Origin of the sequence: Mycobacterium paraense (assembly GCF_002101815.1) — a bacterium.
Lineage (GTDB): Bacteria > Actinomycetota > Actinomycetes > Mycobacteriales > Mycobacteriaceae > Mycobacterium > Mycobacterium paraense.
Genome location: NZ_LQPM01000003.1, coordinates 145,225 through 162,284, shown reverse-complemented (window position 1 = coordinate 162,284; position 17,060 = coordinate 145,225). Strand labels below are relative to the sequence as shown.

General features: G+C 68.9%; 21 protein-coding genes and 1 tRNA gene. 12 read left to right on the top strand and 10 right to left on the bottom strand.

Going from position 1 to position 17,060, the window contains the following annotated elements:
• Positions 1-11: 11 nt before the first annotated feature.
• The 6 genes from AWB89_RS02020 to AWB89_RS01995 all read right to left on the bottom strand — a co-directional run bounded on the left by AWB89_RS02020 (position 12) and on the right by AWB89_RS01995 (position 5,502).
• Positions 12-983: an NADPH:quinone oxidoreductase family protein gene (locus AWB89_RS02020; protein ID WP_085171331.1), complete on the bottom strand. Its 972-nt coding sequence runs from the start codon at positions 981-983 to the stop codon at positions 12-14.
• On the bottom strand, positions 983-1,603 hold the full coding sequence (locus AWB89_RS02015; RefSeq protein WP_085171330.1) for a TetR/AcrR family transcriptional regulator: 621 nt from the start codon (positions 1,601-1,603) through the stop codon (positions 983-985). Before AWB89_RS02015 ends, AWB89_RS02020 begins: the two co-directional genes overlap by 1 nt.
• On the bottom strand, positions 1,584-2,867 hold the full coding sequence (locus tag AWB89_RS02010; RefSeq protein WP_085171329.1) for an acyl-CoA dehydrogenase family protein: 1,284 nt from the start codon (positions 2,865-2,867) through the stop codon (positions 1,584-1,586). The genes AWB89_RS02015 and AWB89_RS02010 overlap by 20 nt, the downstream gene beginning before the upstream one ends.
• Before the next feature lie 73 nt (positions 2,868-2,940).
• The gene (locus AWB89_RS02005; RefSeq protein ID WP_085171328.1) at positions 2,941-3,705 is read right to left on the bottom strand and encodes an SDR family NAD(P)-dependent oxidoreductase; all 765 of its coding nucleotides are present in this window, start codon (positions 3,703-3,705) and stop codon (positions 2,941-2,943) included.
• A 1-nt stretch (position 3,706) separates the two neighbouring features.
• Positions 3,707-4,753 (bottom strand): phosphotransferase family protein, encoded by a 1,047-nt coding sequence (locus AWB89_RS02000; RefSeq protein WP_085171327.1) that lies wholly within the window; start codon positions 4,751-4,753, stop codon positions 3,707-3,709.
• A gap of 68 nt (positions 4,754-4,821) precedes the next feature.
• Positions 4,822-5,502, bottom strand: coding sequence for a class I SAM-dependent methyltransferase (locus AWB89_RS01995; RefSeq protein ID WP_085171326.1), 681 nt, complete (start codon positions 5,500-5,502; stop codon positions 4,822-4,824).
• Between the two features lie 64 nt (positions 5,503-5,566).
• Here AWB89_RS01995 and AWB89_RS01990 point away from each other — a divergent pair, with 64 nt between their 5' ends.
• On the top strand, positions 5,567-6,175 hold the full coding sequence (locus AWB89_RS01990) for a histidine phosphatase family protein (RefSeq protein WP_085171325.1): 609 nt from the start codon (positions 5,567-5,569) through the stop codon (positions 6,173-6,175).
• A gap of 35 nt (positions 6,176-6,210) precedes the next feature.
• Positions 6,211-7,257, top strand: a complete 1,047-nt coding sequence (locus AWB89_RS01985; protein ID WP_085171377.1) for a phosphotransferase family protein — start codon at positions 6,211-6,213, stop codon at positions 7,255-7,257.
• Here the strand turns inward: AWB89_RS01985 and AWB89_RS01980 are convergent.
• The gene (locus AWB89_RS01980; protein WP_085095116.1) at positions 7,254-7,595 is read right to left on the bottom strand and encodes a LapA family protein; all 342 of its coding nucleotides are present in this window, start codon (positions 7,593-7,595) and stop codon (positions 7,254-7,256) included. The two genes, AWB89_RS01985 and AWB89_RS01980, sit on opposite strands and share 4 nt — an antisense overlap.
• A 114-nt stretch (positions 7,596-7,709) precedes the next feature.
• Between AWB89_RS01980 and AWB89_RS01975 the strand changes: the two genes are divergently transcribed.
• Genes AWB89_RS01975 through AWB89_RS01955 form a run of 5 tightly spaced genes read left to right on the top strand, consistent with a single transcriptional unit; the run spans position 7,710 to position 11,799 of the window.
• The gene (locus tag AWB89_RS01975; protein ID WP_085095114.1) at positions 7,710-8,663 is read left to right on the top strand and encodes an ABC transporter substrate-binding protein; all 954 of its coding nucleotides are present in this window, start codon (positions 7,710-7,712) and stop codon (positions 8,661-8,663) included.
• Positions 8,660-9,751: an ABC transporter ATP-binding protein gene (locus AWB89_RS01970; protein WP_085171324.1), complete on the top strand. Its 1,092-nt coding sequence runs from the start codon at positions 8,660-8,662 to the stop codon at positions 9,749-9,751. The genes AWB89_RS01975 and AWB89_RS01970 overlap by 4 nt, the downstream gene beginning before the upstream one ends.
• A gap of 2 nt (positions 9,752-9,753) precedes the next feature.
• Positions 9,754-10,440, top strand: coding sequence for an ABC transporter permease (locus AWB89_RS01965; protein ID WP_085171323.1), 687 nt, complete (start codon positions 9,754-9,756; stop codon positions 10,438-10,440).
• On the top strand, positions 10,437-11,195 hold the full coding sequence (locus AWB89_RS01960; RefSeq protein ID WP_085171322.1) for an ABC transporter permease: 759 nt from the start codon (positions 10,437-10,439) through the stop codon (positions 11,193-11,195). The genes AWB89_RS01965 and AWB89_RS01960 overlap by 4 nt, the downstream gene beginning before the upstream one ends.
• A gap of 4 nt (positions 11,196-11,199) precedes the next feature.
• Complete coding sequence (locus AWB89_RS01955) at positions 11,200-11,799, top strand: putative glycolipid-binding domain-containing protein (RefSeq protein WP_139830558.1); 600 nt, start codon at positions 11,200-11,202, stop codon at positions 11,797-11,799.
• Here the strand turns inward: AWB89_RS01955 and AWB89_RS01950 are convergent.
• Positions 11,762-12,706 carry a prephenate dehydrogenase gene (locus AWB89_RS01950; RefSeq protein WP_085171376.1) on the bottom strand — a complete coding sequence of 315 codons (945 nt, stop codon included), beginning with the start codon at positions 12,704-12,706 and terminating at the stop codon, positions 11,762-11,764. The genes AWB89_RS01955 and AWB89_RS01950 overlap by 38 nt on opposite strands.
• Positions 12,707-12,802: 96 nt before the next feature.
• On the opposite strand from AWB89_RS01950, the gene AWB89_RS01945 reads away from it, so the two are divergent.
• From AWB89_RS01945 to AWB89_RS01930, 4 genes are all read left to right on the top strand, one after another.
• Positions 12,803-13,324, top strand: a complete 522-nt coding sequence (locus AWB89_RS01945) for a tRNA adenosine deaminase-associated protein (RefSeq protein WP_085095107.1) — start codon at positions 12,803-12,805, stop codon at positions 13,322-13,324.
• Positions 13,325-13,463: 139 nt separating this feature from the next.
• Positions 13,464-13,922: a nucleoside deaminase gene (locus AWB89_RS01940; RefSeq protein ID WP_085095301.1), complete on the top strand. Its 459-nt coding sequence runs from the start codon at positions 13,464-13,466 to the stop codon at positions 13,920-13,922.
• Between the two features lie 29 nt (positions 13,923-13,951).
• Positions 13,952-14,041 (top strand) — tRNA-Ser (locus AWB89_RS01935).
• A 354-nt stretch (positions 14,042-14,395) separates the two neighbouring features.
• Positions 14,396-14,722, top strand: coding sequence for a WhiB family transcriptional regulator (locus AWB89_RS01930; protein WP_276073460.1), 327 nt, complete (start codon positions 14,396-14,398; stop codon positions 14,720-14,722).
• A 78-nt stretch (positions 14,723-14,800) separates the two neighbouring features.
• Here AWB89_RS01930 and AWB89_RS01925 read toward each other — a convergent pair whose 3' ends face one another.
• Positions 14,801-15,961, bottom strand: coding sequence for a glycoside hydrolase 5 family protein (locus tag AWB89_RS01925; protein WP_085171320.1), 1,161 nt, complete (start codon positions 15,959-15,961; stop codon positions 14,801-14,803).
• A 200-nt stretch (positions 15,962-16,161) separates the two neighbouring features.
• The gene (locus AWB89_RS01920) at positions 16,162-16,545 is read right to left on the bottom strand and encodes a hypothetical protein (protein ID WP_193791356.1); all 384 of its coding nucleotides are present in this window, start codon (positions 16,543-16,545) and stop codon (positions 16,162-16,164) included.
• Positions 16,546-16,656: 111 nt separating this feature from the next.
• On the opposite strand from AWB89_RS01920, the gene AWB89_RS01915 reads away from it, so the two are divergent.
• Positions 16,657-17,043 (top strand): DUF2237 family protein, encoded by a 387-nt coding sequence (locus tag AWB89_RS01915; RefSeq protein WP_066967387.1) that lies wholly within the window; start codon positions 16,657-16,659, stop codon positions 17,041-17,043.
• The last annotated feature ends 17 nt before the right edge of the window (positions 17,044-17,060 follow it).

The following is a 17,060-nucleotide window of genomic DNA, read 5'->3' as shown; positions in this document are numbered from 1 at the left end:
GCTATGGCCGATCAGGCCACGTCGATGACGACCTTGCCGAGCACCTTGCGCTCGGCGACGTGCCGCAACGCCGCCGCCGTTTCGGACAGCGGGAACCGCGCGCCGATGTGGGGCCGGATGGTGCCGGCGGCGAACATCTGCGACAGCTCGGACATGTCGCGCGCGGCGTCGTCGGGCCGGTCGCCCATGAACGTGCGGATCTCCATGCCGCGGATGGTGATTCCTTTGAGCAGGACCAGGTTCAGCGGGATGGACGGGATGCTGCCCGAGGCGTAGCCGAGGGTGATGAACGTTCCGCCCCGGGCCAGGCCCCGCAGCGCGGGCTCCGCGTAGGATCCGCCGACGGGATCGAGGACCACGCGCGCGGCGTCGCCGGTGAGCTCGCGGATGCGCGCTTTGAGGTCTTCGTGGTCGTAGTCGACGGTGGCCTGCGCGCCACGCCGCCGGCACAGCTCGAGCTTTTCCGGGCTGGACGCCGCGGCGAGGACCCGGGCCTTCATCGCGACCGCCAGATCGACGGCGGCCAGCCCCACACCACCGGCGGCGCCCAGGATCACCACCCAATCGCCTTGCGCCACTTCGGCGATCGACCGCAGCGCGTGATACGCCGTTCGATACGTGACGCCGAACGCGGCGGCCGAGGCGAAGTCGGCGCCGTCGGGAATGGGCGCCACCGCGCCGGCATCGAGCAGCGCCTGCTCCGCGAACGCCCCGGTCGGCGTGGTCGCGGACACCCGCTGGCCGCGCCGATACGGGGTGCCGTCACCGACGTCCACCACTTCGCCGGCGAGCTCGCTGCCCGGGATGAACGGCACCGGGATCTTGACCTGATACTTGCCGGCTATCAGCAGCACATCGGGGAAGTTGACCGCCGCGGCGTGCACGCGGACCACGAGCTGCCCGGGGCCGGGCACGGGGTCCGGGACGTCCTCGATCACCAGGTCCTCCGGCGAGCCATAGGAGCGGCAGACGGCGGCGCGCATCATCGGACGCCCAGTCCGCGGAGGCAGAATCCCACCAGATGTGCGATGTCGTCCGGCTGGGGCCGGTCGGCGGATCCGACGTATCGGCGCATGGCCGCGGCGGTGCAGCAGAACACCGCTTCGACATCGCGTTCGACATCGGTGCTACCCAGCGCCGCAACGGGTTCGACGAGCAGATCGCGCAGCGGCCGCAGCATCTCCTGGTCGGTCGCCGGCCGGCTGGTGGGAGACATCTGCCCGGCCGCCGCGCGGCTCATGCTGATCAGATGGGGGTCGGCGACCTGCGCCAGCGTGCCTTCGATCCAGCGCGCCACTTTGTCCTGCGGCTGGGGCTCCTTGGCCATCTGGTGTTGCAGGTATGACACGACGATGGCCACGCCGCGTTCCATCACCGCGAGAATGAGGTCGTCCTTGCCGGCGAAATACCGATAGAACGCCTTGTTCGACGAGCCGGCCTCCGCGACGATGTCGCTGACGCGCGGCGCCTCGGGAGCGACCCGCTCCATGACGCGCACCGCGGCGGCCAGGATGCGTTCGACCTCCTCGGTTGCCTCCCGCTGGCGGTCGTCGAGGGCCCGCTCGACCGCCGCGACGACCCGGCTATTGGTCAACGAGCTCACCGTATTTGGCGCGGGCCGCCTCGCGCCGGACATCCAGCATCTCGCTGGGCCAGTCCCCGTCCTCGGCCTCGTAGCCCTTGAGCAGCATTCGCGCGAGGTTGACCTTGTGCGCTTCGGTGGGGCCGTCGGCCAGCCCGAGCGCGATGCCGCCGAGCAGCACATTGACCAGGGGCAGTTGGTCGGTGAGTCCGATGGCGCCGTGCACCTGAATGGCGCGCAGCGCAATCGATTTCAGCACCTGTGACGCCAGGATCTTGCAGGCGGCGATCTCGGCGCGCGCGGCGCGCTCGTCGCCGTTGTCGATGAGCCAGGCGGCGTGTAGCACGGTCAGCCGGAAGGGGATCAATTCGGTATAGGAGTCGGCGACGAACTCCTGCACCAGCTGCTTGTCGGCCAGCGAGCTGCCCTGGGTGAAGCGGCTTTTCGCGCGCCGCGACATCATGTCCACGGCGCGCTGCGCCATCCCGATCGAGCGCATCGCGTGGTGCAGCCGCCCGCCGGCCAGGCGGGTCTGCAAGATCAGGAAGCCCTGACCGGCTTCGCCGAGCAGCGCGTCGGATCCCACCCGCACCCCGTCGTAGTGCACCAGGGAATGCCCGGGCTCGTGCGGGTCCGCGCCGACGAGGTGGTGGTTGGCTTCTATGTTCAGCCCGGGGGTTCCGGCGGGGACCAGGAACGTCGAGGCGCCCTGATGCACGGGCACGTCGGGGTCGGTGATCGCCACCACGATGAAGAATGAGGCGACGGAGGCGTTGGAGGAGAAGTACTTTCGCCCGGTGATGATCCAGTCGTCGCCGTCGCGGACCGCTCGGGTGGTGAAGACCCGGGGGTCGGCGCCGCCCTGCGGCTCGGTCATCGAGAAGCACGAAAAGATTTCCCCGGACAGCAGGCCGGCCAGGTAGCGGTCCTTCTGCTCCTGGGTTCCGAAGCGCGCGATGATCTCCGCGTTGCCGGTGTCGGGTGCCTGGGTCCCGAACACGATTGGCGCCCAAGGGCTTCGGCCGAGGATTTCGTTGATCAACGTCAGCTTGACCGCCCCGAAGCCCTGACCGCCCAGCTCGGGACCCAAATGCGGTGCCCACAGGCCGTTGTCGCGAACCTGCTGCTTCAGCGGATCGACGATGCGGCGCCGCTCGTCGTTGAGTGGCAGGAACTCACAGCCCGGAAACAGCACCTCGAGGGGTTCCACCTCCTCGCGGACGAATTCTCGGATCCAGTCCAGCTTCTTCTCGAACTCCGGTTCGGTGGAAAAGTCCCAAGGCATTCGATACTCCTAAGTGTTCATTGGTGACGACCCGCGGCGCCCGGCTTTGCCGCGCTTGCGATCGCCACGGCTGTCAGGGGATCCCGCCGTCGGCGCGCAGGATCGAGCCGGTGGTGAAACTGGACGCGTCGGACGCCAAAAACAGCGCGGCGCCGACGATTTCGCGCGGGTCGCCGGCGCGTTGCAGCGCCAGGTGGCCGAACGGTTTGCCCTCGGCGCGGTCGAGGTTCCAGGCCTTGCTGACGTCGGTGAGAAACGGCCCCGCCATCAGCGTGTTCACCCGCACGGCCGGCCCGAACGCCTTCGCCAGCGCCTCGGTCATGGCGTTGAGCCCGGCCTTGGCCGCGGCGTAGGGCACGATGTCGGGTGCCGGGCGCAGCGATCCGGCGGTACTCACATTGATGATGGATCCGTGACCGGCCGCCACCATCCGCTCGCCCACCAACGCCGACAACCGGAACGGCCCCTTGAGGTTCAGGTTGAGCACCGCGTCGAACAGCTTCTCGGTGACATCGGTCAGCTTGTCGTACAACGGCGACATGCCGGCGTTGTTGATCAACGTGTCCACCTTGCCGAACCGCTCATAGGTCGCGTCGACCAGGCCATCGAGTTGATCCCACCGCCCCACGTGCACCTGGTAGGGCATGGCGGAACGGCCGGTCTCGGCCTCGATCTCCTTCGCGGTGGCCACACAGTTGTCCATGTTGCGGCTGGCGATCACCACGTCGGCGCCGCAGTGCGCGACGCCGAACGCCATCTCGCGGCCCAGGCCACGGCTGCCGCCGGTGATCAGGACCACCCGGTCGCTGAGGTCGAAAAGCTGTTCGGCATAGGCCATTTCAGCGGCCTCCCGACGGCAGGGACCGCGCCAGCTCGGCCGCGGTGGCGATCAGCCGCGGGATCATCGCCCCGAAGGTGTCCTGGATCTGGGGGTCCACCTTCCCGGTGCGCACGCCGGCCGCATAGGTCTTCTCCAGCACGATTCCCAGTTTCCAGTTCGCCAGCACCAGGTAGTAGTCGATGTTCTCGGTGGAAAGCCCACTGACTTCCTCGTAGCGCGCGAGCAATTCGCTGCGCGTCGGCATGCCTTGCATGTCCAAGTAGAACCCGTCGGTGCTCGGCTCCTCGCCGTCGTAGCCCAGCAGCGCCCACGCGAGATCCAGCAGCGGATCGCCGACCGTCGTCATCTCCCAGTCCACGATCGCCGCCAGCCGCGCCGGCTCGCCGTGCGCGAACATCACGTTGGCGAACTGGTAGTCGCCGTGCATGATGCCCGGCCGATAGCTCGCGGGCCGGTTGTTGCGCAGCCAGTCGGCCGCCTCGTCCAGACCGGGCAGCTCGCGCACCTTGTAGGCGTCGAGGAATTTCAGCCAGCGGTCGACCTGGCGTTCGTGGAATCCGTCCGGCCGGCCGAAGCCTTCGAGCCCCTGCGCGCGCCAGTCCACCCGGCCGAGCTTGGCGGCGCCCTCGACGAGTTGGAACGCCAGCCCGCGGCGCGCGCTCAGGTCGGTGTCGAACGGCGCCTGCCACCCGCCGTCCATCGGGCTCCACCCGTCGATCGCCTGCATCACGTAGAACGGCATGCCCAGCACGTCGCCGGTGTCGTCGGCGGCGACCAGCGCCGCGTGGGGGACGTCGGTGCCCGACAGCACGCGGACCAGACGGATTTCCCGCAGCAGGCCGTCGATGCGGGCCGCATCGGCGCGGGCGCCGGGCATCCGGAGGACCATGCGCTGTCCGCCCCGCTCGACCAGGTAGAGGGTGTTCTGCGAACCGCCCTTCAGCGGTTCCAGCACCGGTTGCTCGCCGCCGCCCGGTGCGTCGTTGGCATCGAGCCAACGGGCCAGAACGCCCGCGTCCAGTTGGGATTCGCTGACACTCGTCATACGCTGCACACCCCGCTCTCCGCGCAGAGAATAGCATTCTCCGTGGTCGGCGGGAAGTGCCGCCGGCTTCACTCTTCGGGCTTGTGCGCGCTGAGCAGGAACCCCGGCGCCATGAAGTGGCCTTCGTCGTCGCGCTCGATGTCCGGCGACAAGACCTGGACGGATGCGAGGGCGACCGCGTTGCCGTACAGCTTCGCGGGGCGGACGTCGTCGACGCGCCAGAGCTGGGAGACGGCGTCGCGCAACTCGTTTTCGGTGAAGCCGCGCGGGCCGGGCCCGTCGCTCTGGCCGAGCGCCCCGGTGGCGAAGGCGAGGATGTACAGCGCGGCCCCCGGCGCGGCGGCACGAAAGATCGACTGCAGGTAGTCCTGGCGCCGCTCGGGAGGCAGCGCGTGGAACAGTCCGCTGTCCAGGATGGTCGAGAAGCGCCCTTCGGAACCGGGTGGGTAACCGCGGAAGCTGGTGACGTCGGCCTGTGCGAAGGTCGCCGTCGTCAGCCCGCGTTCGGCCGCCGCCGCGGTCGCGGCCGCGATAGCGGTGGCGCTGGCGTCCAGGCCGACGACCGTGTAGCCGCGCGCCGCGAGCGCCAGCGACAGCTCGGCATGGCCGCAACCGGAATCCAGGACATCGCCGCGGATCCTGCCTTGGTCGATCAGGACCGCCAGCTCGGGCTGCGGCCGGCCTATGCTCCACGGCGGCGGTGCCTCCCGCCGGTAGGCGGCGTCCCAATCGATGCCCGGCTGGGTCATCTCTCCTCCTCGTGAGGCGCGATGAGAAACTGGCGCTGCCCACAATCCGACGACGGGAACGAAGATGCAAGTGCTGCTGGTCCGCCACGCGTTACCGCTGCGCAGCGAACACGGCGAGGGCTCTGATCCGAACCTGTCCGAGGAGGGGCTTGCTCAGGTCAAGAGGCTGCCCGACGCGCTCGCCAGGTTTCCGATATCGCGCGTGGTGAGCAGCCCCCAGCGGCGCGCCATCCAGACCGCCGAGCCCGTGGCGGCGGCCCGCGCGCTCAGCGTCGAAATCGACCCCAGGTTCGCCGAATACGACCGCGACCTTCCCGTCTACATCCCCGTCGAGCAGATCAAGGCGGAACGACCCGAGGAGTGGGCGCGCCTGGCCCGGGGGCACCTGCCGAGCGCGGTCGACGAGGACGCATTCCGGGCGCGCGTCCGCGCGGCGGTCGACGACCTGGTCACCGCCGCCGATCCCGAGGACACCGTCGCGGTGTTCAGCCATGGCGGCGTGATCAACGTGCTGCTGCACGAGATCCTCGGGACGACCCGGTTGTTGTCCTTCCCCGTCGACTACGCGTCGGTGACCCGGCTGCTGTTCTCGCGGACCGGCGAGGCGACGGTGGCGTCGGTCAACACCACCGAGCACGTGTGGGACCTGCTGCCGAGAAACCAGCGGTGGTGAACTTGGTCGACACCGGCGGTGGTAAACAATTTCGAGTGACTGCAACTGACCGACTCGACGGGCTCGACCTGGCCTCGCTGGACCGGTACCTGCGCTCGCTCGGGATCGGCCGCGACGGCGAGCTGCGGGGCGAGTTCATCTCCGGCGGCCGTTCGAACCTGACGTTCCGGGTGTACGACGACGCGACGAGCTGGCTGGTCCGGCGTCCGCCGCTGCACGGGCTTACGCCGTCGGCGCACGATATGGCCCGCGAATACAGGGTGGTCGCCGCCCTGCAGGACACGCCCGTCCCGGTCGCGCGCACGATCGCGCTGTGCGAGGACGACTCGGTGCTGGGCGCGCCGTTCCAGGTCGTCGAATTCGTTGCCGGGCAGGTGGTGCGCCGCCGCGCGCAACTCGAAGCGTTCAGCCACACCGTGATCGACGCCTGCGTGGACTCCCTGATCCGGGTGCTCGTCGATCTGCACAGCGTCGACCCGAACGCGGTGGGGCTGGCCGACTTTGGCAAGCCCAGCGGTTACCTGGAGCGGCAGGTGCGGCGGTGGGGCTCGCAGTGGGAGCTGGTGCGCCTGCCCGACGACCACCGCGACGCCGACGTCGAGCGGCTGCATTCGGGCTTGCGGCAATCAATTCCGCAGCAGAGCCGGACCTCGATCGTGCACGGCGACTACCGGATCGACAACACCATCCTGGATGCCGACGATCCGGCGACGGTGCGCGCCGTCGTGGACTGGGAGATGTCGACCCTGGGCGACCCGCTGTCCGACGCGGCGCTGATGTGCGTTTACCGCGACCCGGCGCTGGACCTGATCGTCAACGCCCAAGCCGCCTGGACGTCACCGCTGTTGCCCACGGCCGACGAGCTGGCGGACCGCTACTCGCTGGCGGCCGGGCTGCCGCTGGCGCATTGGGAGTTCTACATGGCGCTGGCCTACTTCAAGCTCGCCATCATCGCCGCCGGCATCGACTTCCGCCGGCGGATGTCGGACCTGGCCAGCGGAACGGAGTCCGAACACACGCCCGAGGTCGTCGCGCCCCTGATCTCGCGCGGTTTGGCCGAGCTCGCCAAGCTCCCCGGCTAGACCGGCCGCGTGGCCGCCGCGTGGTGCTTCTTCGCGGCGCGGCGCAGCTGAAGGATCCGCGCGGTGCCGGCCGCGACGGTGATCAGACCGCCGACCACCGCCGCGAGCAGGATCGCGACGCCCAGCGGCAGGCTCCAGCGCCAGCCGAAGAACGCGAACGCCGCCGAATCCGTGTTCTGAGCTATGAAGATCAGCAGCAGGATCAGGATCAGGAAGCCGATAATCAGGGACGTCCATAAAGCGCCGGCGCGAGTGAAGCCGACGGCCGGCTCCTTGGCTGCCGGAGCAGGCGGTGGCGGTGGAGGCGGTGGAGGCGTGGCATCGGATTGGCCGCTCATACTTTCATCTTTGTCCCATCCTGGGCAGATTGAAACAAATCCACCCAAAACACCACCCGCGACCTGCGCTCGGGAGAGCCGCGCCGCGGCGCTTCTGCCGTTAGTGTCGGCGTTATGACGATGCTGCCCCGCGCCCGCCGCGCGACCTTCCGGGCGGCGGTGTGGCTGGCCACGGTAGGCCTGATCGCGGCCTGCAGCAATTCCGATCCGCTGGGGGCGGAGACCCGCAGCCCCAAATCCATCGTGGTCGGCTCCGGCGATTTCCCGGAATCTCAGATCGTCGCCGAAATCTACGCACAGGCGCTGCAGGCCAACGGTTTTGAAATCGGGCGCCGAATGGGCATCGGCAGCCGGGAGACCTATATCCCTGCGCTGAAGGATCATTCCATCGATCTGGTGCCGGAGTACATCGGCAACCTGCTGTTGTACTTCGCGCCCAACTCCACGGCGACCATGCTCGACGATGTCGAGTTGGAGTTGTACAAGCAGCTTCCCGGTGACCTGTCGATTCTCACGCCGTCGCCGGCCTCGGACACCGACACGGTCACCGTCACCCCCGGCACCGCCCGGGACTGGAATTTGAAGACGATCGGCGACCTGGCCGCCCACTCGCCCGACGTGCGGTTCGGAGCGCCCTCGGCGTTCGAGAACCGGCCCTCGGGCCTTCCGGGCCTGCGCCAGAAGTACGGGCTCAACATCAGCCCGGGCAATTTCATCGCGATCAACGACGGCGGCGGCGCGGTGACCGTGCGCGCGTTGCTGGAAGGCAGGGTGACGGCCGCGAACATCTTCAGCACGTCACCGGCGATCCTGCAGGAACACCTGGTGGCGCTCGACGATCCGGAGCACAACTTCTTGGCCGGCAACATTGTGCCGCTGGTGAATTCGCAGAAGAAGTCGGATTTGCTCAAAAACGTGCTCGACGCGGTCTCGGCGAAGCTCACCACCACCGGCGTGGCGGGGCTGAACGCCGCGGTGTCCGGCAACTCGGGAGTCGATCCGGACCAGGCTGCACGAAACTGGGTGCAGTTCAACGGATTCGCCCATCCGATCGGCCAACGGCGTTGATCGTCTTCGACAACGTCAGCAAGGTATTCGCCGACGGGACCGCCGCCGTGGACCGCCTGAGCCTGGCGGTCCCCAACGGCAAATTGACCGTCTTCGTCGGTTCCTCGGGCAGCGGCAAGACCACGGCGCTGCGGATGATCAACCGGATGATCGAGCCGACCTCCGGCACCATCACCGTCGACGGGGCGAACGTCAAAGCGGTCAACCCGGTGCGGCTGCGCCTCGGGATCGGCTACGTCATACAGCACGCCGGTCTGATGCCCCACCAGCGTGTAATCGACAATGTCGCAACCGTTCCGGTGCTGAAGGGTCAGCCTCGCCGGGCCGCCCGCAAAGCCGCGTACGAGGTGCTCGAACGCGTCGGCCTGGACGCCAAGATCGCCACCCGCTACCCGGCCCAGCTGTCCGGCGGTGAGCAACAACGCGTTGGTGTGGCACGCGCGCTCGCAGCCGACCCGCCCATCCTGCTGATGGACGAGCCGTTCTCCGCCGTCGACCCGGTGGTGCGGCACGAGCTGCAGAACGAAATACTGCGGCTGCAAAGCGAATTGCACAAGACCATCGTCTTCGTCACGCACGACATCGACGAGGCGCTCAGGCTGGGCGAGCGGGTCGCCGTGTTCAAAGCGGGCGTACTGCAGCAGTACGACGAAGCCGCGCAGCTCCTTTCGCGCCCGGCCAACGAATTCGTGGCGAGGTTCATCGGCCTGGGCCGCGGCTATCGGTGGCTGCAGCTCATGGACGCGGCGGGGTTGCCCCTGCGTGACATCGAGCGCGTCGCCGCCGGCAGCCTGCGCGAGACCGGCCTTCCCGACGGCTGGGCGGTGGTGGTCGACGACGCGGGCGCGCCGGTGGGCTGGATCGACGCCGACGGCCTGAGCAAGCATCGCGCGGGCGCGCCGTTGCCCGACAGCATGAGCGGCGTCGGCTCGCTGTTCCGGCCGGACGGCAACCTCAGCCACGCCCTCGACGCGGCGCTGTCGTCGCCGTCGGGCGTCGGTGTCGCCGTGGACGACGGAGGCAAGGTCATCGGCGGCGTGCTGGCCGCCGACGTGCTGGCCGCGGTAGAAGCCCGCCGGGGGAGCTAACGATGCACTACCTACTCACCCACCTCGACGACGCCTGGGCCCTGACCGTGGTGCACCTGCGGCTGTCGTTGGTGCCGGTGCTGATCGGGTTGGCCATCGCGGTCCCGCTGGGCGTCGCGGTGCAGCGCGTGCCGATCGCGCGGCGGCTCACGACCGCAACCGCCGCCGTCGTGTTCACCGTTCCGTCGCTGGCACTGTTCGTGGTCTTGCCGATGATCATCGGAACCCGGATCCTCGACGAGGCCAACGTCATGGTCGCGCTGACCGCCTATACCGCCGCGCTGCTGGTGCGGGCGGTCCTCGAGGCGCTGGACGCGGTGCCGGCCCAGGTGCGCGACGCCGCAGCCGCGGTGGGCTACCCGACGCTCAGGCGGATGCTGAAAGTGGAACTGCCGCTGTCTATTCCGGTGTTGGTCGCCGGGTTGCGTGTGGTCGTGGTGACCAACATAGCGATGGTCTCGGTCGGCTCGGTGATCGGCATCGGCGGCCTGGGCACCTGGTTCACCGAGGGCTACCAGACCAACAAGAGCGACCAGATCGTCGCCGGGATCGTCGCGCTGTTCGTGCTGGCGACGGTCATCGACGCGCTCATTGTGGTGGCCGGCCGGCTCGCCACGCCGTGGGAGCGCGCAGGGCGGATCCCCCGGCGCCGCCCGGTGGTGGCCCCGGTCGTGGGCGGTGCGCGATGAACTTCGTGCAGCAGGCGCTGTCCTACCTGCTGACCGCCGAAAACTGGACCGGTCCGGTCGGGCTGGCGGCGCGCATCGCGGAGCATCTGGAATACACCGCCGTCGCGGTGGCCGCGTCCGCGGTGATCGCCGTCCCGATCGGGCTGATCATCGGCCACACGGGTCGCGGGACGCTCCTGGTGGTGGGCGCGGTGAACGGCCTGCGGGCGTTGCCGACGCTGGGCGTGCTGCTGCTCGGGGTGCTGCTGTTCGGGCTGGGCCTCGGGCCGCCGCTGGTCGCCCTGATGCTGCTCGGCGTGCCCTCGCTGCTGGCCGGCACCTACGCGGGCGTCGCCAACGTCGAGCCGACAGTGGTCGACGCCGCCCGCGCCATGGGCATGACGGAGACCCGGGTGCTGCTGCGCGTCGAGATACCCAACGCGCTGCCGCTGATCCTGGGCGGGCTGCGCAACGCGACGCTGCAGGTGGTCGCCACCGCGACGGTGGCCGCCTATGCCAGTCTCGGTGGGCTGGGCCGATACCTGATCGACGGGATCAAGGAGCGCCAATTCCAGCTCGCGCTGGTCGGTGCGCTGATGGTGGCCGCGCTGGCGCTGATCCTCGACGGCCTGCTCGCGCTGGCGGTGTGGGCGTCGGCGCCCGGCACCGGGCGGCTGCGTGGCCGGTCAGGCCGGGGTGCCCGGCGGCGCGACCACGTGACGCCCGCCGCACTTGGGGGCAAACCCGCCGCCGCCGAAGCACACGTCCTACGGTAGAAGCGTGAACGCAGCCCCCTCTGACCCAGCCCGGCGCGTGTGGCAGGCGATGTTGACCTGGCGCGCGCAGGACGTATCCCGCATGGAATCGGTGCGAATCCAAGTGTCCGGCAAGCGGATCCGGGCGAATGGGCGCATCGTGGCCGCCGCCACCGCGACCAACCCGGCGTTCGGCGCCTACTACGACGTGCAGACCGACGAGACCGGCGCCACCAAGCGGCTCGGGCTGACCGTGACACTGGCCGAGCGGGAACGCGTGCTCTCCATCGCCCGCGACGAGGAAAACATGTGGCTGGTCACCGATCACCAGGGCGAGCGGCGCGCCGGCTACAACGGTGCGCTCGACGTCGACGTGGTGTTCAGCCCGTTTTTCAACGCGCTGCCCATCCGGCGCCTCGGGCTGCACGAACGGGCGGACATGGTGACGTTGCCGATGGTCTACGTGAACGTGCCCGACATGTCCGTCACCGCGGCGACGGTGAGCTACACCAGCGAGGGAAGCCTCGAGGGGATCAAGTTGCGCTCCCCGGTCGCCGATACCTCGGTGAGCGCCGATGAAGAGGGATTCATCGTGGACTATCCCGGCTTGGCAGAGCGGATCTGATCACCCCGCCGGCCCGCCCCGCGGCGGCCAGTTCTTCGCGCCAATTCTCCTCGCCGACGACGACGGTGAAGATGTCGGAGCGCGGAAAGCTGTCGTAACGCGTCCGGGCGGCGTGGCCCGCGTCGATGAGGTCGGCCAGCGAGTTGTGGCTGGCCAGCGACTCGCGGGCGCGGACGAGTAGCTCGATCACCTGGTCGACTGCCGGCAGCAGCTGCGCGGAATTGCCCTCACACATCGCCCGCACCAGGTCCGGTGCCGTGCCCGCCACCCGGGTGCCGTCGCGGAAGGAGCCGGCCGCCAGCGCGAACGCCAGCGGCACCTCTCCGGCGGTGACGGCGAGCGCCTCGGCGAGCAGGTGCGGCAGATGGGAGATGGCGGCCGCCGCGGCGTCGTGCTCGTCCGATTTGGCCGGCACCACCAGCGCGCCGCAGTCCAGCGCGAGCTGCGCCACCATCGACCAGATGCGGGGGTCCACGTGGTCGTCGACGCTGACCACCCACGGCGCCCTGGTGAACAACCCGGCATAGCCCGCGGCCCAACCCGAATCCGCGGTGCCCGTCATGGGGTGACCGCCGACGAAACGCTCCAGCAAGCCCGCCGCGGCAACCTCGTCGAGCACCGCGCTTTTGACGCTCGTGACATCCGTCAGCGGGCAGCGAGGTGCCAGCTCGCTGATGTGGGCGAGCATGCCCGCCAGCGCCGGCATCGGCACGGCCAGGACGATCAGCGCGCCGGCATCGGCGGCGCGCGTCAGGGTGTGGGTGAGATCGGTGCTGGCGTCGAAGCCGTCGGCGGTGGCGGCGTGCGCGCCCTCCACCGAGCGGTTGTAGCCGAACACCTCGCGGCCGGCCGCGTTGGCGGCCCGCATGATTGAACCGCCGATGAGGCCCAGCCCGAGCACGCAAATGGGTGTTTCAGACCGAGGGTGAGCCACAGTTCAAGGTTGGCACAGTCAGCGCTGCGTCTGGTCAGAGGGCCTGGTCAGCGACTAGCGTAGGCGCCCATGGGAGCACAGCGGGCCTCCGCGCAAGGCCCGTCCGCGGACACGCCGGACGGCTTCGGCGTCGCGGTCGTGCGCGAAGAGGGTAAATGGCGCTGTTATGCCATGTCTCCCAAGGCGCTGACGAGCCTCAAGACAGCCGAGACCGAGCTGCGTGAGCTGCGCAGCTCCGGCGCGGTCTTCGGGCTCCTCGACGTCGACGACGAATTCTTCGTCATCGTTCGCCCGGGTCCGTCGGGGACCAGACTGCTGCTCTCGGATGCCACCGCCGCGCTGGACTACGACATCGCCGCCGAAGCGCTGGATAACCTCGACGCCGACATCGACCCCGAGGACCTCGAGGACGCGGACCCGTTCGAGGAGGGCGACCTGGGGCTGCTGTCCGACGTCGGGCTGCCCGAGGCGGTGCTGGGCGTCATCCTCGACGAGAGCGACCTCTACGCCGACGAGCAACTCGGCCGCATCGCCCGCGAGATGGGCTTCGCCGACGAGCTGTCGGCGGTGATCGACCGCCTCGGTCGGTGATCGGAGGCGCGCGGCGGTGGGGGCACCTCCCGCTTGCGGGGGACCGGGCGAGGCGGGTCGCCGCCATCAGGATCGGTCGGTGATCGCGAGCGCGGCGGAGCCGGGCGAAGCGGGTCGCCGCCATCAGGATCGGTCGGTGATCGCGAGCGACGAAGAGCTGATCCGCGCCGCACTGTCGGTCGCCGCGACGGCCGGCCCCCGCGACGTGCCGATCGGCGCGGTGGTCGTCGGCGCCGACGGGACCGAACTGGCCCGGGCGGTGAATGCCCGTGAGGCCCTTGGTGATCCGACCGCGCACGCCGAAATCCTCGCGATGCGGGCCGCGGCGCAGGTGCTCGGCGACGGGTGGCGGCTGGAGGGCGCCACCCTCGCGGTGACCGTCGAACCGTGCACCATGTGCGCGGGCGCGTTGGTCCTGGCCCGCGTCGCGCGGCTGGTGTTCGGGGCGTGGGAGCCCAAGACGGGAGCGGTCGGATCGCTGTGGGACGTGGTCCGCGACCGTCGGCTCAACCACCGCCCGGAGGTGCGCGGCGGTGTTCTCGCGCGGGAATGCGCGGCGCCGCTGGAGGACTTCTTCGCCCGCCAGCGATTGGGGTGAGCGGCCACCGGTTGGGTAAGCTGCCTGGCGGTGGCGTGTCCGAGCGGCCTAAGGAGCACGCCTCGAAAGCGTGTGACGGCTAAAACCGTCCGAGGGTTCAAATCCCTCCGCCACCGCCAAAACTTCCGCGAGAGATCGCGGGTAAGCCGTCGTCACGGCCACACCGAGCCGAACGCGACGGCGTCGTTCACGCCGCGCTAGACGGCGTAGTTGTGCACCCCATATCCGCCGAGCCGCCCTGTCGGGCGCCTTCGATCGGCCACGTCTCTGGCTACTTCTGCGTTAATTTCCGAGGACAGGTACGTGTGTACCAAAAAAGCGTTGCGCGATCGATACCGAACCGCTACCTTTGCATCGGGGGGATACAGCTCACAGACACGGGCACATGTGGCGCAGATCCCAGCATCGGGGAGGCCGGCCGCAAATTGCGGCCGAGACGAAGGGATAGCTCGTTGCCAGGAACTGAAGCGGCCTTGCGGCCGCGCAATCTTGTGCCCGTAGCCAGCGCTCCGCGTGCCGCGGAAGCGGGCGACCGCGCGTGGGTCACGAAGGCGCTGTGTCGGGAAACCGATCCCGAAGAGCTGTTTGTGCGGGGAGCCGCCCAGCGTAGGGCCGCCGTGATCTGCCGGCACTGCCCGGTGATGCAGCAGTGCGCCGCCGAGGCGCTCGACAACAAGGTCGAGTTCGGGATCTGGGGCGGCATGACCGAGCGGCAGCGCCGGGCCCTGCTCAAGCAGCACCCCGAGGTCGTGTCGTGGTCGGATTTCTTTGAACGGCGCAAGGCCCGCTCGGCCATATAACAGCCCCCGCGAACCCGAAAACGGCGTTTTCGCCTTCCCTATTACTAAATTGTTACAGCGTCCGGCTCGCATGAGTGTTCACGTCGGGCCGCCGCTGGTGAGGCCGCGCGCCGCCTGAAACTCGCTGTCCCGGAAGGGCCGGCCATCGGGTTGCAGCAGGTCGTGAAACCACACCTTCGGCGGTGCCGCGTACGGGTGGTCCCAGGAATCCCACGGGAAGTAGGTCTGGGTCTTGCCCGCCACCAGACCCCAGTTGAAGGCGCCGACATTGCGTCGCTTCGCGACGGGCAGGATCGACTCGATGGTGCTGCCCTGTGGCCGGGCCATGTACTCGGTGCAGATGATCGGTCGGCCCAGCGGCGCAAGCTCGGCGATCCGCGACTCGAAGCCCGCGGGCTCGGCATAGGAGTGAAAGGTGATCACGTCGGCGTTGTTGAGCTGAATGTCGCTGATCGCGTTGGCCCCGCCATGTTCGCCCTGATCGGCACCGCGCCACACGCCGCTCGTCAACGGCTGGCTGGGGTCGACCGCGCGGGCCCACCGGAACACCTGCGGCAGCAGATCGGCGACCAGCTCCAGCTTGTCTTTGCGCTCCACCTTTTGATACACGCGCGCGGGGTTGTCGGGCTCGTTCCACATGTCCCACCCCAAAACCCGGTTGTCACTGCGGAATTGGGTCAGCACGCTCGTCACGTAGTCGTGCAGGACACGGGTGTAGGTGGGGTCGCCGAGGCGTTCGGCGCCCGGGCTCTGCACCCAACCCGAGTTGTGCACGCCGGGCCTCGGCGCCCGTTGCGGACCCAGCTTGGGGAACGGGTCCCAGCACGAATCGAAGAAGACGAACAGCGGCCTGATGCCGTGGCTGGCCGCGACGCTGACGAACTGCGCGAGGCGGTTGTGGAAGCCGCGGGCGTCCTGCGCCCACAGCTGATCGTGCAGAAAGACCCGCACGCTGTTGAAGCCGTATGCCCGCGCCCAGCCCAGCTCGGTATTGATGCGTCGCAGGTCGTAGGTGCCCGGTTGAAACATCTCGAGCTGATTGATGGCGTTCGACGGGATGTAGTTCGCGCCGACGAGCCATCCCTGCGCCTGATACCAGCGGTTGGCACGGTCGGGCGACCACCGCATCACCTCACCGGAGGAGCGGGGCGCCGGCTCCGCCGAGGCGCGGGGCGCGTGGGCCAACGCCGTGCCCGCCGCCAGCAGCAAGGGGATCTTGAGGGCCGTTCGACGGTGCACGAACTGACGATAAATTTCAACGGCCCAGGTCCCCGGTATTTGGCCAGCGAGTCGCCGGGGCGCTTATCGGCGCTTCGTGAATTGTTATCTCGTTGTGACCTAGGGGCATTCACGCGGCTGGGCCGGGGCGCGTTGTGGCCCTTCGGGTGCCGCCCCGGCGGGCGCCAAGAACGTTGTGCGCCTAGTGAAAACGGGTGCGCTCAGATGCCGAATGACTGCGGCGACCACTCGTCTACGACAAGGGGTAACGAGATCACCGAGTCGCCGCACGAAACGTCGAGCACCCAGCGGCCGTCAAAGGGCAGCCGCGTCTCGATCGGAAAGAAGGCGAAACCCGGAAATTCCCCGACCGAGGCTTGCGGCGCTTCGAACGACGCGTGCTGCGTGGCGTCAAGCCCCGGTGGCTTGATTTCCACCTCGATCCGCCGTCCCGAATCGTCGCCGTCGGGCAGCGTCAGCACCACCAGGACAACGCGCGCCACCCGGTCGGGACCGACCGTGAATTTGGACAGCACGCCGCCTTGCACGTTCAGCTTGTTGTCGACCGTCGCGGCCGCCTCCGCCAGGAAAGCCCCGGTAAGCATCACAGGCAGAAGGTACCGCGTAGCAGGGCCGATTGGGTACCGGATGGTGTTTCCGGAACGGATGGAAAAAGATCCTTCAAACTTCGTGCCGGGGAGCGCGATACTAATCGCGTGCCTGATCGCAATGTGCTCGGCGGTCCGCTGGAACCGTGCGGCACGGAACCACTTACCGGTTACTACCGCGACGGCTGCTGCTCGACCGGTTCGGAGGACCTCGGCCGGCACACGATCTGCGCGGTGATGACCGCAGAATTCCTGGAACACCAGCGTTCCATCGGCAACGACCTGCTGACGCCGGTCCCCGAGCTCCGCTTCCCCGGGCTGCTCCCCGGCGACCGGTGGTGTGTCACCGCGCTGAACTGGCTCCGGGCCCATCACGACGGGTGCGCCGCGCCCGTGGTGCTGGCGTCCACCCACGAGCGCACGCTCGAGGTGGTCCCCCTGGAGGCGCTGCAGGAGCACAAGGTCGACGTCCCCGACGACCTGGCTAACCTGTAGCACTCCCGGCCCGCTGC